Here is a 15,008-nt window from a genome sequence, read left to right on the forward strand (position 1 = left end):
ACTCGAAATAAGAAAGGGCGCCTCCCGGCGCCCTTTTCTGTTCAGCGTGCTTCGAGTTCGATCACACAGATATCGGCACGACCCGCCACTTTCAGCCGCCACTCGCGCAGCGCGCCGTCAGCCTCGGCGATCAACGTGTCATACAGCCCCAGCACACCACTGGCCGCGCCGTTCAGACTGACATGGATGCCCTCGCCCGCACTGAACAGCAGCACGGTCGAAGCGCTGCTGAAGAAGTGCGCCGCGCCGTCGAGCGTCAACCACTGCAGCCGCGCCCGGTAGCGAGCCGGCGAGTAGATCAGGTTGAAGTCGCGGATCGCACCGCCCAGCAGCGCGCAATCCACCGCGCTGGCGCCATCGAAGGCGAAGGCATCGAGCGCACGCAGATCGCGCGAATCGACGCCATCCACGTTCAGACGCATACCCTCGCCTTCCAGCACGCTGATGACCCGCTGGTAGCCGGTGAACGCGGAGAACGGCCCCGGCGCGCCAACATCGGCGATCGACACGCGCCAGCCGAAACCCTCCAGGCCGTCGCCGGCATCGCGGACGATCTCGCGGGTGGTGCCCGCACCGTTCTTCCAGGGCATCGCCGGGTAGTCGGCGGCGCGCAGCAACTTCACATCGGTCATGAACTGAAACGTCCTTCCAGGCGGTAGCGCGAGCCCGGATACAGCAGGCGCGCGCTGGTGACGGTATTGCGCCCCGACCAGGTACGCCGGCGGATCAGCAGGCACGGTTCGTGGCGGTCCACGGAAAGCAGCTTGCATTCCTCGGGGCTGGGCAGCACTGCCTCGACCACGTGCTCGCCCTCGCTCAGCGGCGCGACTTGCGTGAGGTAGGCGAACGGCGTCTGCCCGGTGAAGTCCTGCTTCATGTACTCCGGCGCCACGGCCGCGTTCACGTAGCGGTCCTCGATCTGCACCGGGATATCGTTCTCGAAGTGCACGATGATCGAGTGGAAGATGCGCTGACCTTCGCGCACGTCCAGCGCCAGCGCGCGCTCGGCGGTGGCCAGTTCTTCGATCAGGCTGACCACCACGCAGTGGTGCTTGTGGCCGCGGGCGGTGATTTCCTCGGCGATGTTCTGCACCTGGAACAGCGCCGACTGGCCCTTGGGCTCGGCGACGAAGGTACCCACGCCCTGCATGCGCACCAGCAGGCCGTCGGCGGTCAGCTCGCGCAGCGCGCGGTTGATGGTCATGCGGCTGACGCTCAGCTCCTCGACCAGCTCTGCTTCGGACGGCACGCGGTGGTGCGGCGGCCAGGTGCCGGACTGGATCTGCTGGATGATCAGCTGCTTGACGCGGGCATACAACGGCGCGGGAAATTCCCCCATCTGCGCGGCGAGCGACGAACCCTCGGCGGGCGGGGTAGGCGTGGGCGATGCGGGCACGGGAAACTCCTTGTCGTGGCGACGGCTGGTCTGACTCCGGCATGTACCGGATTCGACCGGTGCATACAAGTCCTCTGGCGACCGTCGGGTGCCTTGCAGTTTACGGCCTCGGCAAACGTCTGTATATGTATATACAAATTCCAAGAAGCCTGCGAGGCCCCGCGCATGTCCGTCCTGTTCGCCGAATCCGCCCTGCTGCCCTCCGGCTGGGCGCGCAATGTCCGCTTCGAGATCGATGCCGACGGCCTGTTCACCGCGATCACCCCGGACGCCAGCGCAGAGGGCGCCGAACGGGTTTCCGGGCCGCTGCTGGCAGGCATGCCGAACCTGCACTCGCACGCCTTCCAGCGCGCCATGGCGGGGCTGGCAGAAGTCGCCGGCAACCCCAACGACAGCTTCTGGACCTGGCGCGACCTGATGTATCGCCTGGTCGGCCGCCTGTCGCCCGAGCAGGTCGGCGTCATCGCCCGCCAGCTGTACATCGAGATGCTCAAGGCCGGTTACACCGGCGTCGCCGAATTCCACTACGTGCACCACGACGTCGATGGCAAGCCTTACGCCAACCCGGCTGAACTGGCCCTGCGCGTCAGCCAGGCGGCAACGGATGCCGGCATCGGCCTGACCCTGCTGCCGGTGCTCTACTCCCACGCCGGCTTCGGCGGCCAGGCGCCCAGCGAGGGCCAGCGCCGCTTCATCAACAGCACCGAAAACTACCTGAAACTGATCGACGGCTTGCGCGCGCACCTCGCGACGCAGCCGCAACAGGGCCTCGGCCTGTGCTTCCACTCCCTGCGCGCAGTGACGCCGCAGCAGATCACCGAGGTGCTCGGCGCCGATTCCAGCGGTTGCCCGGTGCACATCCACATCGCCGAACAGCAGAAGGAAGTCGACGACTGCCTGGCCTGGAGTGGCCGCCGCCCGCTGCAGTGGCTGTACGAGAACATCGAGGTGGACGAGCGCTGGTGCCTGGTCCACGCCACCCACGCCGAAGCCGACGAAGTGACCGCCATGGCCCGCAGCGGCGCGGTGGCCGGCCTCTGCCTGACCACCGAGGCGAACCTGGGCGACGGTATCTTCCCGGCGGTGGACTACCTCGCCCAGCACGGTCGCTTCGGCATCGGCTCGGACAGCCACGTTTCACTCAGCGTGGTCGAGGAACTGCGCTGGCTGGAATACGGCCAGCGCCTGCGCGACCAGCGCCGCAACCGCCTCTACGGCGAGGACCAGCCGATGGTCGGCCGCACCCTGTTCGATGCAGCGCTGGCCGGCGGCGCCCAGGCTCTCGGCCAACCCACCGGCGAACTGGCGGTGGGCAAGCGCGCCGACCTGCTGGTGCTGGACGGCGGCGACCCTTACCTGCAGACCGCCCGTGGCGACGCCATCCTCAACCGCTGGCTGTTCGCTGGTGGCGATCGCCAAGTGCGTGATGTGATGGTTGCCGGGCAGTGGCGCGTGCGCGCGGGCAAGCATGCGCTGGAAGAACAGAGCGCCCGAGACTTCGCCGGCGTCCTCCGCGAGCTGCTGGACTGACCCACCGTGTAGGAGCGGGCCATGCCCGCGACCCGCGTATAAAAGCATCGCGGGCATGGCCCGCTCCTACAAGTCATTCCGCCTAGCAAAAACGCCCCACGGGGCGTTTTTTCGTCAGGGCGCGGTGGCGGTTTCCGCCGTCCGCCAGATCAGGTCGTCGGTCTGGTAACCGCGCTCGTGGGCCAGCTCCAGCAGCTTCATGCGGGTGGCGTCCGGCACCACCGGCTGGCGCGAGAGCAGCCAGAGGTATTCGCGGTTGGGGTTGCCGACCAGCGCGGTCTGGTAGTCGTCGTCGACATAGAGCACCCAATAATCACCCTTGGCGAGGCCGGGGAAGATCCGCGAGAAGGTGTTGTCGAAGCGCACCCAGAGCTTGTCGGTGCGGCCCGGCACCTGCGCCTCGGCGCGGCCGGAGGCCTGGTCCCACTGCCCTTCGGTAGTCAGGCAGCGGTTGGTCACCGCGATGCTGGCATCGTCCTGCAGGCGGTAGTGGGCCTCGGATTGCGCGCACTGGCGCTGGAAGAACATCGGCTTGCGCGCCAGCTCGTACCAGGTGCCCTCGTAGCGCTTGAGGTCGACCTGCACAGTCTGCGGCGGCTGCTGGGCGGAGCCCGCACAGCCACTCAGAACGGCGAGGCAGGCCAGCCAGGTGAGGGATCGAGGGGTGTATCGACGCATTCGCTCCTCCTTGGCCGCCTGCCCTGCCCGGGCCGCTTACTTCAGGCCCTGGGCGGAGAACAGCAGCACTTTGTCGCCGGCGTACTGGATGCTGATGAAGGCTTTCTCATCACCCCAGGTGCAACTGGAAACGCCCAGTGCGCCGGAGCATTCGGTGGGCTTGCCGAGCAGGCTTTCCACGTCGGCCTTGCTCATGCCGGTTTTGATCTTGGAATAGTTCTCCTGGTTCACTTTGCTGCAAGCGGCCAGGACGACACAGAACGCGACGAGCGCGAGGCGGCGGAAGGACATCGACAACTCCATTGTTTTTTGGGGGCAGGCCAACAAGCTTGGCACAGGGCGACCGGTTCGGCCGCCGGGTTGGAGTCAGAAACGTGAGCCAGGTTCCGTGAGGAACGAAGCTTCTTCAGCCGTGGAGTCGCGGCCGAGAATGGCGTTACGGTGAGGGAAGCGTCCGAAGCGCTCGACCACCACCTGATGCTTGCGTGCATAGGCGAGGTAGCCGGCGAACAGCACCTTCTCGCTCTCGCTGGATTCGCCCTGCAAGGCTTCATACAGGCGCACAGCCTCGTTCTGGCTGGCCAGATCTTCGGCGTGCTCCAGCACGATGTAGACAAACACCCGCTCAATGCGCGGCAGCTGGCGGTCGAAACCGGCCTGCAGGCCCTGGCGCACCAGTTGCTGGGCGCGGGCGTCGCCGGCGTAGGCGCGCGGAGAATCGCGGAAGACCATGCGCGGCAGCTGGTCCAGCAGCAGGATCAGCGCCAGCCAGCTCTGCGGCTCGCGCTCCCACTCCAGCAGACCACCGTCCAGGGCCTGGCGCACCAGGCCGCCGAAACGGTTTTCCGAGTCCACGTCCTGGCAGCCGCTCTTGCCGAACCACAGCGCGTTGCGCTGGGCGGCGACCTCATTGGCATCCAGCGCAGTGCCGAACCACCAGTCGAGCAGGGTCTGCCAGGGCGCGGTACTCATCAGCCTTCCTGGTGGTAGGCGGTGGCGCGCTCGACTTCTTCCTTCGAGCCCAGGAACACCGCAACGCGCTGGTGCAGGCTGTCGGGCTGGATGTCGAGGATGCGCTGGCGACCGTTGGTGGCGGCGCCGCCGGCCTGCTCGATGATGAAGGACATCGGGTTGGCTTCGTACATCAGGCGCAGCTTGCCGGGCTTCTCCGGCTCGCGGGAATCACGCGGGTACATGAACACGCCACCGCGGGTCAGGATGCGATGCACGTCGGCCACCATGGAGGCGATCCAGCGCATGTTGTAGTTCTTGCCCAGCGGGCCTTCCTTGCCGGCCAGCAGCTCACTGACGTAGCGCTGTACCGGGGCTTCCCAGTGGCGCTCGTTGGACATGTTGATGGCGAATTCGGCGGTGCTGGTCGGCACGGTGATGTTGTCGTGGGTCATCACGAAGCTGCCCAGCTCGCGGTCCAGGGTGAAGCCCTTCACGCCGTTGCCCAGGGTCAGGATCAGCATGGTCTGCGGGCCGTAGATGGCGTAGCCGGCGGCGACCTGGGTGGTGCCCGGCTGGAGGAAGGCTTCCTCGCGCAGGCTGTCGTTCTGGCTCAGGTATTCCTGCGGGCAGCGCAGCACGGAGAAGATGGTGCCGACCGAGACGTTGACGTCGATGTTGGAGGAGCCGTCCAGCGGATCGAAGACCAGCAGGTAGGCGCCTTTGGGGTACTTGCCCGGAATCTGGTAGGGGTGGTCCATTTCCTCGGAGGCCATGCCGGCCAGGTTACCGGCCCACTCGTTGGCTTCCAGGAGGATTTCGTTCGACAGCACGTCCAGCTTCTTCTGCACCTCGCCCTGCACGTTCTCGGTTTCCATGCTGCCAAGCACGCCACCCAGCGCGCCCTTGGAAACGGCGTGACTGATCTCCTTGCACGCGCGGGCCACCACTTCCACGAGGTGACGCAGGTCGGCCGGGGTGTTGTGACTGCGGGTCTGCTCGATCAGATAGCGGCTCAGGGTAACGCGGGACATGGAAGACTCCAGGGGAGAAGATGGAAAAAATCAGGGCGCATTCTAGCGTGGAAACGACCGCGATGCCTCCTTGCGCAGAGGCTCGCCGAATGCTTGGAGCCCGCCGTGCACGGGCAGTTCCCCAAAGGCGTCCGGCCCCGCGACCTTCGGCCGCGCGGCGAGCAGTCCAGTGGAAAGAAAGCGGGGTGACGGCCGCAACCGCCCGTCACCCCGCGACGCTCGGATCAGACGATCAGAAGTCCAGGCTCAGCGCCAGGTTCACGCCCTGGGCCAGGTCGTCGCTGCTGCGGTGCGCGCTGTAGCCGCCGCGCAGCGACAGCTCCGGGGTCAGCTTCTGGGCGAAGCCGATGGTGGCGCGCTGCAGGTGGCTCTGCGGGGTGTAGCCCTGCAGGCTGAAGCCGACGTCCGGCAGGCTGGTGAAGTTCATCCCGACGTTCTGGGTGTCGTCGGCGTATTCGCGCTCCACAGCGACCTCGCCGAAAAGCTGGGTGTCCTGGGACAGGTCCAGCTTGCCCTGCAGGCCGACGCCGAGGCGGCGGGAGTAGCGGTTCTGCTCATCAAAGGCCAGCGCGGTGGAGCGGCCGCTGCCCTCTTCGTAGCTGTCCACCTTCACCCGCGCCCAGTCGGCGCTGACGAAGGGCGACAGGTGCCAGTTCTCGCCACCCTGGGCGATGTCGTAGCCCAGGCGACCGCTGAAGGCCAGCAGGCTGCCGTCGGTATCGGCCTTCTCCTCGACCTCGTGGTTGATGATGGAGAACTTGCGGTTGGCATCGTCGAAGTCCAGCTTGCCGCCGGTCACGGACGCATCAGCCCACCAGCGGTTCTGCTGGAACTGCACGAACAGGCTGCCCAGGTAGCTGTTGAGCTTGTAGTCCGAGTCGTCGGAGCCCAGCTCCAGCTTCTGCCGGTAGAAGCCCAGCGAGCCGCCGACACGCCAGGCGTCATCGAGGCGGTAGCTGGTGCCCAGGGTCAGGTTGGCGCCGTAGCCGGAGCCGTCTGCGGCGCTGTCCTGGTCGTCGTAGTCCAGGTGTTGCGCGCCGCCGGTGACGAAGCCGCGCCACTGGCCGGTGCCCTGCCAGTTTTCCCAGTCCGCCAGCCACTGGCTGCGCAGTTGGTCCTGGTAGGCGTTGTACGTGCCCAGGGCCATTTCCGGCAGCATGGTCGCTTCCCACGGGGCGGAGAGCACCGAGTAGGCGTAGTCGGCGATCAGGCTCTGGCCGGCGATGGTCGGGTGCACGCCGTCGTTGAAGATCAGCTTGGTCGGATCGGGGTTGCTGCCGTGGCGGCCGTAAACCGCGTTCTCGGGGCAGCTGTTGCCGCTGAAGCAGGTGCCGATCAGGTTCTGGTCGGTGGCCAGGCCGTAGGCGCCCGGGTTGGCCAGTACTTCCTTGAACATCGCCGGGATGTTCAGCGGAATGACGTTGGCGTCGGAGGCGGCCAGCTGGCTGACCAGCTCCTCGTTGAAGATGCCCGACAGCTGGGTGCCGAAGGATTCCAGCGCGGTGCCGTTGGTGGCCGGGGTCTGGCCGAGGTCGGGCAGCAGCCAGACCATGATGTAGCGCGCCCCCGCGTTGTGCAGCGCATCCACGCTATCCACCAGACGGCCGGCCGCAGCACGGGCGGTGGGATCGTTGGTGATGCGCAGCTGGAGGAAATCGTTGCCGCCGCCGGTGAGGTAGTAGAGCGCGTTCGGGTCGGCGCGGTTGTTCACCAGGTAGCCGTCACGGGTACGGCTGTCGGAGCCGGAGGTGACCGTCGAGCCACCGGCAGCGGTGATCGAGTCGTAGATCTGGTCGGTGCGGTAGCCGCCGACGGCCCAGTTGTTGCCGTCCACGGTGCCGGGGACCAGCGAGGTCGAGGGGTTCAGGTCGGTGCCACTGATACCCAGCTTGCCGCCCAGAATCATCGGCGCGGTGGGGCCGAAGATCTCGCCGCTGCCGTCCAGGTAGGTCGGGCCGACGCGGTTGGTGAAGCGGGTGCTGGCGCCGGCCGGGCCGCCGGCGTCGGCGAACTGTCCGGAATCGCTCAGGCTGTCGCCGAAGACGACCATGGTGGAATACGGCGAAGGGGCTGCGGAGGCCTGTGTGGCAATGGCCAACGCGCACGCAGCCGCCAGCGGGGTGAGCGCCTTTCTGATCATTCTGCTACTCCATGCTTTGTTGTTATTTGGCAATCAGAACAAGCAAGACAGTATCAGAATTTCTACAGGCGACACCCCTATCTTGCGGCGATCCGCGTCGATCAGCTCGCCTGGCGGTTGCTCCGCAGCAGGCTCAGCGCCATCAGCGCGAGCAGGCCGACGCCCGCCAGCAACAACGCCCACAGGCCGTAGCGTTTCCAGTGGGTATCGGCTTTCGCGACATCGGCGGGCAATTGTGTCGCGGGCGCCTGCAGAGTGCCTTTGAGCCGCGCCTCGCCCATGCTCGCCAGGCGCTTGGGCTCGTAGCCGGGCACCAGGGTGGTCAGCGGCAGGCTGCCATCGGCGATGGAGCCGCTGCCCACCGCCAGTTCGTAGGGCGCGCCGCCGCGGGCGAGGAACACCAGCTCGCTGGCGCGAACGCCCACGCTCAGGTGAGCCGTCGAACCGCCGAGGCCGCCGCCGCGCGAATCCACCTGCAGCCGCAGCTGGCCCAGGGTGGTGCCGGGCAGTTGCAGCTCCTCCTGGGTGATTTCGCCGCCCTGCCCCGGCAGGCGATACAGCACGCCACGTGCCAGCGGCGACCACTGCACATTACCGTCGTGGCGGCCGGAGATCACCACCGGCGCCAGGGTGTTGTCCTGCTGCAGGGGAATCCGCACGCGCTCCACCGGCAGCGCCAGTGGCAGGCTCCAGCTGAAGTCGCCGTTGCTGTCGGCCTTGGCCGCCAGCGGCTCGGACCAGAGCATCGGCACCGGGCCGCTACTGCTGCGGCTGCCGCTGAGCGTGGCTCCGACCAGTTGTGCGGCCTGCTCCGGCGACTCCCACCACAGACGCAGGTAGCGCGCCGTCTCGCCGGGCAGCGCGATATCGTTCTGCTCGATGCGCTGGCCATTGAAGTCCAGCCGCGCCAGTTGCCCTTCGCCCAGGGAACGCCAGTGCTCCAGGTCGTCGCTGGCTTCGATGCGCAGGCGCTGGAAGCCGTCGCTGTCCGCCGTCCAGTCCAGTTGCAGGCGGTCCAGCGGCAGGTCGCCGGAACCGGTTTCCAGCAGCCAGCCGCGCAGTACCTGGGTCTTGTCCTGGGCAGGCGCGTTCGGGGTGATTTCGAGGATGGTGCCGGTGGTGCTGCGGACGATCTTCAGGTTGTCGCCGGCCGCGCTGCCGGAAGCACCGCGCAGCGGGAAGATGCGCGCCTGCACTTCGCTGCGCACCTCCTTCGCGCTGGCCGAACTGGTGCGCAGGCTGTAGGGCAGCGCTTCGCCTTCGGCGTTGAAGATGCGCACGTCGCGCAAGTCGCCATGGCGCGCGGCGAACAGCACCTCAAGGGGCAATTGCACCCGATACCACGGGCCGTCGCCGGACACTTCCAGCGGTACGCGGGTGGCAAAGTCCGCCGGAGTGGGTGCGGCACTGGCCTGGTTGCCCAGCAGGCAGGCACCCGCGAGCAGGACGAGGGTATTGAGCTTCATGCGGAGGGTTGCTCCTGTTGCGGTTGCTCTTCAGGCACCGGCCGACGCGGCGGCAGCGGCGCGAAGTAGCCGACGATCAGCATCAGCACGCCGACGCCGATGAAGGAAATGATGCGTTCCAGGCTGCCGCCGCTGGCGCGGTCGACGAGGAACAGCTTGATCACCACCACGACCAGCAGCACCGCACCGACCAGCCAGAAGTCGCGGCGGCCGCGCAGGTGCCCGGCGATCATCAGGCCCAGGGCGATCAGCGCCCAGACGATGGACAGCCCGGCCTGCACCAGCATGGACTGGCTGAGGGAATCGAACTCGAACGGCACGCTGCCCCAGTGGTGCGCGGTGCGGCACACGGCCATGGTCAGCAGGGCAAACAGCGAAGCACCGAGCACCGCCTGAACCGGCAGGCGCAGGGTCGACTCGGCCACGCCCAGTTGCGGCAGGCCCAGGCGCGTCCACTGGAATATCGCTGCGAGCACGATGAGCATGCCCAGCTCCAGCGGGTTCACCAGCGGCAGGTAGGGCAGCGGGTCGGCTGCGCCGTTGCTGAACAGATTGACCAGCCAGAACCAGCCCAGCAGCGCCAGGGCAACGGGCGCGGCGGTGATGGCGCGGTACTCGCGCTCGAAGGCCGCCACCGGCCATGGCAGGCGCGCGACCCCGCCCATGAGGATCAGGAACAGGCTCGGCACCAGTGCCCAGCCCAGCCAGCGCCAGGCGTTGTAATGCTCGGCCAGGGCGAAGAACAGGTAGCGCAGCTCCAGCGCCAGCACCCCGAGGATCAGCCAGCAGCCCAGCACATGGGCCGCCTGTGCAGCACGATGCGGCAGCAAGGCATCGAGCCGGCGCAAGGTGAAGAAATGCACCGCGAACACCGCCAGCCAGCCGAGCCAGCCCAGTTCGGCCAACGGGTGGTACTGCAGGTTCCAGGCACTGGCCAGCGCCACCAGCGACACCGGCACCAGCGCCAGGCACAGCAGCGCCAGCGCACGCCATTGCTCGCGGCGCGCCAGCAGCGACCAGAGGCCGACGCTGACCGCCGCCACCAGCAACGCCGTGTGTTCACGCATCTCGACGGGCACGAAGCGGGCGATCTCCCACAGCGCGGTCAGCGCCCACCAGCCGGCGCCCCACACCAGCAGCAGTTGCGACAACTGCTCCAGGCCAAGGCCGCCCAGCGCCAGGTTGCGCTCGCGCTCGCTGGCCCGGTGCAGGCGCCAGGCGCCGACCAGCGCGGCCAGCGCCAGTACCGCCGGGGTCCAGAAGCCCATGTGCGCCAGCGGCTTCAGGCCCTCGCTGGGCAGGTCGCCAAACAGCGCCGAGCCGCCAAGCAGGAAGGCCCCGGCACCGATCACCTGCAGCACCAGGCCGAAGACGAAGGCCGCGCGCTGCTGCAATTGCAGGCTCAGCCAGAGGATCAGCAGGCCGCTGCCGGCCCAGACGGCGGCGGCGGTCTGCCACGGCAGCACGAAGAGTACGGCGAGGTTGATGAAGGCCAGGCCCAGCAGCAGAACCACACTCAGGCCGAGCATCAACCGGCGGTCGTCACGCACCAGGGAATCGCGCGCGGCGATCAGCATGGCGGCGATCAGCGCCAGGCCGATCAGCGAGGCGGTGACCAACCCGCGCCAGCCCGAGCCGAGCACACCACTGCCCTCCTGCGCGCCGTGCAGATGCAGGAGAAATACCGCGCCACCCAGCAATTGCACCGCAAAGGCGCAGGCCAGGAAGGTGCGCGAGCGCAAGCGCAGCGCGGCGAACAGGGTCGCCAGCCCGGCGACGGCCCAGGCCATGGCCGTGCCGTCCGCGCCCATCAGCAGCGGCGCGATCAGGTAGAGGAAGGCCAGACCGAAGGCCGCCAGCAACGGGCGTGCGTTCGGTTCCCAGCTGCGCAGGGTTTGCGCATCGGCATTGCGCAGGTTCCAGAAGCTGAACAGCAGTGCCGCGCCGAGCATCAGCGCGCCCAGCGGAGCGCCTTCGAGCAGCGCCAGCGACTGCGGATCGGCGCGCAGCTCGCCGAGGAAGGCCAGCGCCGCACCGATTTGCAGCAGCAAGGCGAAAATCCGCGCCAGCGGCCGCTGCTGGCGCAAGCCGAGCCAGAAGATGCCGGCGCCTTCCACGGCCCAGGCGGCGGAGGTCCAGCGGGCGTCCAGGCCCAGCGGGATCGCCAGCGTGCCGAACACCACGCCCAACGCCAGGCAGGTTTCCACCAGCAGCAGCGCGCGGCCGGCGGTGCGCCCGGCCAGCAGGCGGGCGAGCACCATGTAGAACAGGCCCAGCGCCAGGGCGCTGAACGCCGCGCCGAATTCCAGGTGCTGGATGATCCCGTATTGCAGGCCGAAGCCCACCAGCGGCGTGCCGAACAGCACGGTGCCGTCGACATAGTCGGTCTGCCGCGCCGACCAGCGCAGCAGGGCCTCGCGGGAATCGTCCTCCGGCGCACCAGCCGCCTCGCGCAGGCGGCGACGGGCGAACAGCAGGCCGATGGCGACGTAGGTGAGGAAGAACAGGATCAGGAACGGCTCGGTCGTCCCGAACAGCTCCGGCTTGTATGACCGCAGCCCCCAGGCAAGGCCGATGCCGAAGGTGCCGAAGAAACCGATCAGGTTGAGCATCCGCCAGGCCTTGAACCAGGCGATGACGAAGATGCCGGCATTGAGCAGGGCGAAGTAGCTGAACAGCGCGACATGGCTGCCACCACCGGTGGAAGCCAGGATCGGCGCGGCGAAACCGCCCAGCGCCGCGGCAGCGGCAAGGCCCACGGCGTCCTGCAGGATGGCGAGGATCGCCGAGAACAGGGTGACAGCCACCAGCAGGACGAAGCCGGCCTTCGGGTCGATCAGCACTTCGCCGTGGTTCATCGCCGGGTACAGCTTGATGCTGGCGAACACCGTCAGGTAGAGCACCGCGACACCGGTACCCTGGAGGATCAGCGCATAGGCTGGGCGACGGTGACGCAACCACCAGCCAAGCCCGAGCAACGCCAGCGCGGCGGCGGCAGTACCGAGGTACGGCCCCTGCGGCGGCATGGTCATGCCTTCGGTGGCGTAGCGCAGCAGGAAGGCCAGGCCGAGGAACAGCAGCACCACACCGACGCGCAGCACGGTATTGCCGCCCAGCAGCCAGTCGCGGGCAGCGCCGAAGGCGCGATCGAACAGGGAAGGAACGGGCGGAGACGGCGGCAGCGGTGGTGTGGTCGGAGCCTGCTGCGGGTGAACCTCGGGCTCTTCGACGCGGGCCTGGGAGGCTGGCCTTTCCATCGGCTCAAGTACCAGGTCGGACCACTCGACCGGCGCTTCCACCCGCGCGGCAGCCGCCGGGGCCGGCGCCAACTCGTCGGAAGGCAGCTCGATGTTCCAGTCCAGTTCGGTGGTAGCAGGTCCGCTGGCGGGCGCCTCGACCTCGGGCCCGGCCCCGGTCGGCGCAACCGTCATTTCCGGCGCGACATACTCGACGCTGGCGGGCGGAGGCGTCTGCCCGGCCGCGCCACGTTCCACCTGCAGCAACCGCTCATACAGGGCCTTGGTGCCCTGGTCGAAGCGCTCGCCGAAGACCTTCAGCTCACCGCGAAGGCTGGCGTTCTCCCGCTGCAGGCTGTGCAGCGCGAAGGTCTGTCCCAGCGCGAGGCCAACCACCGCGCCCAATACCGCCCCGGTGATCGACTCGCCCGCAGCGGCGCCGATGACCAGGCCGACCAGCATGAAAATCCATTGCATGCTTTCGAATCCTTGAGGTTCTGTGCGAATCCATCCCGAACCGGACGGCAACGTCCGGCAGGCTGAGTATATCGGCCCGGTTCCCTGGCCTGCGTCCACTAACTCTCAGCTTCGAATACTCTGACGTCGCGAAGTTGCCTTGCAGCCACGCAGAAACGAAAAAGCCGGGCAAATGCCCGGCTTTTCCTTGCTACCAGTCGAATCAGACCTTGGCGCGTTCGTAGCGCTTGCGGTCGTTCTCGTTGAGCATTTTCTTGCGCAGACGGATCGACTTCGGCGTCACTTCCACCAGCTCGTCATCAGCGATGAATTCCAGCGCCTGCTCCAGGGTGAAGCGGATCGGCGGAACCAGGGCGATGACTTCGTCCTTGCCCGAAGCGCGCATGTTGTCGAGCTTCTTGCCTTTGGTGGGGTTGATCACCAGGTCGTTGTCACGGCTGTTGATGCCGGCCAGCTGGCCTTCGTAGATCTCGTCGCCTGGGCCGAGGAACAGCTTGCCGCGGCTTTGCAGGGTTTCCAGCGAGTAGGTCAGCGCGGTGCCGGTGGCCATGGAAACCAGTACGCCGTTCTGACGGTTGGTCACTTCGCCAGCCTTGATCGGGCCGTAGTGGCTGAAGGTCGAGGTCAGGATGCCGGTGCCCGAGGTCAGGGTCAGGAAGTTGTTACGGAAGCCGATCAGGCCACGCGCCGGGATGGTGTATTCCAGGCGCACGCGGCCCTTGCCGTCGGGGATCATGTTGGTCAGATCGCCCTTGCGCAGGCCCATCTGTTCCATCACCGAGCCCTGGTGCTGCTCTTCGATGTCGATGGTGACGTTCTCGTAAGGCTCCTGCTTCTCGCCTTCAGCGGTCTCGATGATGACCACTTCCGGACGGCCTACGGCCAGCTCGAAGCCTTCACGGCGCATGGTTTCGATCAGAACCGAGAGGTGCAGTTCGCCACGGCCGGAGACCTTGAACTTCTCCGGGGAGTCGCCTTGCTCGACGCGCAGGGCCACGTTGTGCAGCAGTTCCTTGTCCAGACGGTCCTTGATGTTGCGGCTGGTGACGAACTTGCCTTCTTTACCGGCGAACGGCGAGTCGTTGACCTGGAAGGTCATGCTCACGGTCGGCTGGTCAACGGTCAGCGGCGGGCGCGCTTCGACGTTCTGCGGGTCGCACAGGGTGTCGGAGATGAACAGTTCGTCCATGCCCGAGACGCAGACGATGTCGCCGGCTTCGGCTTCAGCGACTTCGATGCGCTGCAGGCCGGAGTGACCCATGATCTTCAGGATACGGCCGTTGCGCTTGGTGCCGTCGTCGCTGATGGCCACGACCGGGGTGTTGGTCTTGACCTTGCCGCGGGCGATACGGCCGATGCCGATCACGCCGAGGAAGCTGTTGTAGTCCAGCTGGGAGATCTGCATCTGGAACGGACCGTCGACGTCGACTTTCGGCGCCGGAACGTGGTCGATGATCGCCTGGAACAGCGCGTCCATGTTGTCGTCCATCTTCTCGTGGTCCATGCCGGCGATGCCGTTCAGGGCACTGGCGTAGACGATCGGGAAGTCCAGCTGCTCGTCGGTGGCACCGAGGTTGTCGAACAGGTCGAAGATCTGGTCGATGACCCAGTCAGGACGCGCGCCCGGACGGTCGATCTTGTTCACCACGACGATCGGACGCAGGCCGGCCTTGAACGCCTTCTGGGTCACGAAGCGGGTCTGCGGCATGGGGCCGTCCTGGGCGTCGACCACCAACAGTACGGAGTCGACCATCGACATCACGCGCTCAACCTCACCGCCGAAGTCGGCGTGGCCGGGGGTGTCGACGATGTTGATGCTGTAGTCGTTCCATTTCAGGGCGGTGTTCTTCGCCAGAATGGTGATGCCACGCTCTTTTTCCTGGTCGTTGGAGTCCATCACGCGCTCGTTTTCCGCTTCTTTGCGGTCGAGGGTGCCGGACAGGCGCAGGAGCTTGTCTACGAGGGTGGTCTTGCCATGGTCGACGTGGGCGATGATGGCGATGTTGCGCAGTTTTTCGATCACAGTGTCAGTCTCGATAGTGAATCTTCGGCTGCCGTTTTCGGCAGCGGGGGCCGGGCCGTGGCGCGGCGGTGCAAAAG

11 protein-coding genes are annotated in these 15,008 nt (G+C 67.0%); 1 reads left to right on the forward strand and 10 read right to left on the reverse strand.

Annotated elements, in window-relative coordinates:
* Positions 1-41 precede the first annotated feature (41 nt).
* A complete protein-coding gene (locus ABKS89_RS28185) occupies positions 42-632 on the reverse strand; it encodes a HutD/Ves family protein (protein ID WP_348588425.1) in 591 nt (196 codons plus the stop codon).
* Positions 629-1,339 (reverse strand): histidine utilization transcriptional repressor HutC, encoded by a 711-nt coding sequence (hutC, locus tag ABKS89_RS28190; RefSeq protein WP_348588579.1) that lies wholly within the window; start codon positions 1,337-1,339, stop codon positions 629-631. Before hutC ends, ABKS89_RS28185 begins: the two co-directional genes overlap by 4 nt.
* A gap of 222 nt (positions 1,340-1,561) precedes the next feature.
* On the opposite strand from hutC, the gene ABKS89_RS28195 reads away from it, so the two are divergent.
* Complete coding sequence (locus ABKS89_RS28195) at positions 1,562-2,926, forward strand: formimidoylglutamate deiminase (RefSeq protein WP_348588426.1); 1,365 nt, start codon at positions 1,562-1,564, stop codon at positions 2,924-2,926.
* A 114-nt stretch (positions 2,927-3,040) separates the two neighbouring features.
* Here ABKS89_RS28195 and ABKS89_RS28200 read toward each other — a convergent pair whose 3' ends face one another.
* The 8 genes from ABKS89_RS28200 to typA all read right to left on the reverse strand — a co-directional run bounded on the left by ABKS89_RS28200 (position 3,041) and on the right by typA (position 14,931).
* Positions 3,041-3,604, reverse strand: a complete 564-nt coding sequence (locus tag ABKS89_RS28200; protein WP_348588427.1) for a lipocalin family protein — start codon at positions 3,602-3,604, stop codon at positions 3,041-3,043.
* A 36-nt stretch (positions 3,605-3,640) separates the two neighbouring features.
* Complete coding sequence (gene bamE, locus ABKS89_RS28205; protein WP_138213877.1) at positions 3,641-3,895, reverse strand: outer membrane protein assembly factor BamE domain-containing protein; 255 nt, start codon at positions 3,893-3,895, stop codon at positions 3,641-3,643.
* Between the two features lie 75 nt (positions 3,896-3,970).
* A complete protein-coding gene (locus ABKS89_RS28210; RefSeq protein WP_348588428.1) occupies positions 3,971-4,576 on the reverse strand; it encodes a DUF924 family protein in 606 nt (201 codons plus the stop codon).
* Positions 4,576-5,589, reverse strand: coding sequence for a class 1 fructose-bisphosphatase (locus ABKS89_RS28215; protein WP_138213875.1), 1,014 nt, complete (start codon positions 5,587-5,589; stop codon positions 4,576-4,578). The genes ABKS89_RS28210 and ABKS89_RS28215 overlap by 1 nt, the downstream gene beginning before the upstream one ends.
* Positions 5,590-5,821: 232 nt before the next feature.
* Positions 5,822-7,729, reverse strand: coding sequence for an esterase EstP (estP, locus tag ABKS89_RS28220; RefSeq protein WP_348588429.1), 1,908 nt, complete (start codon positions 7,727-7,729; stop codon positions 5,822-5,824).
* A 101-nt stretch (positions 7,730-7,830) separates the two neighbouring features.
* A complete protein-coding gene (locus ABKS89_RS28225; protein WP_348588430.1) occupies positions 7,831-9,195 on the reverse strand; it encodes a DUF3999 domain-containing protein in 1,365 nt (454 codons plus the stop codon).
* Positions 9,192-12,908, reverse strand: a complete 3,717-nt coding sequence (locus ABKS89_RS28230; protein WP_348588431.1) for a DUF2339 domain-containing protein — start codon at positions 12,906-12,908, stop codon at positions 9,192-9,194. The genes ABKS89_RS28225 and ABKS89_RS28230 overlap by 4 nt, the downstream gene beginning before the upstream one ends.
* 202 nt (positions 12,909-13,110) lie before the next feature.
* The gene (gene typA / locus ABKS89_RS28235; RefSeq protein WP_045215809.1) at positions 13,111-14,931 is read right to left on the reverse strand and encodes a translational GTPase TypA; all 1,821 of its coding nucleotides are present in this window, start codon (positions 14,929-14,931) and stop codon (positions 13,111-13,113) included.
* Positions 14,932-15,008: the final 77 nt, after the last annotated feature.

Origin of the sequence: Pseudomonas sp. LABIM340, from assembly GCF_040017195.2 — a bacterium.
Classification (GTDB): domain Bacteria; phylum Pseudomonadota; class Gammaproteobacteria; order Pseudomonadales; family Pseudomonadaceae; genus Pseudomonas.

What these genes read in the sequence shown, in the direction of transcription:
- ABKS89_RS28185 (WP_348588425.1), bottom strand. Translation starts at nt 632, where the DNA reads ATGACCGATGTGAAGTTGCTGCGCGCCGCCGACTACCCGGCGATGCCC.
- hutC (WP_348588579.1), bottom strand. Translation starts at nt 1,339, where the DNA reads ATGGGGGAATTTCCCGCGCCGTTGTATGCCCGCGTCAAGCAGCTGATC.
- ABKS89_RS28195 (WP_348588426.1), top strand. Translation starts at nt 1,562, where the DNA reads ATGTCCGTCCTGTTCGCCGAATCCGCCCTGCTGCCCTCCGGCTGGGCG.
- ABKS89_RS28200 (WP_348588427.1), bottom strand. Translation starts at nt 3,604, where the DNA reads ATGCGTCGATACACCCCTCGATCCCTCACCTGGCTGGCCTGCCTCGCC.
- bamE (WP_138213877.1), bottom strand. Translation starts at nt 3,895, where the DNA reads ATGTCCTTCCGCCGCCTCGCGCTCGTCGCGTTCTGTGTCGTCCTGGCC.
- ABKS89_RS28210 (WP_348588428.1), bottom strand. Translation starts at nt 4,576, where the DNA reads ATGAGTACCGCGCCCTGGCAGACCCTGCTCGACTGGTGGTTCGGCACT.
- ABKS89_RS28215 (WP_138213875.1), bottom strand. Translation starts at nt 5,589, where the DNA reads ATGTCCCGCGTTACCCTGAGCCGCTATCTGATCGAGCAGACCCGCAGT.
- estP (WP_348588429.1), bottom strand. Translation starts at nt 7,729, where the DNA reads ATGATCAGAAAGGCGCTCACCCCGCTGGCGGCTGCGTGCGCGTTGGCC.
- ABKS89_RS28225 (WP_348588430.1), bottom strand. Translation starts at nt 9,195, where the DNA reads ATGAAGCTCAATACCCTCGTCCTGCTCGCGGGTGCCTGCCTGCTGGGC.
- ABKS89_RS28230 (WP_348588431.1), bottom strand. Translation starts at nt 12,908, where the DNA reads ATGCAATGGATTTTCATGCTGGTCGGCCTGGTCATCGGCGCCGCTGCG.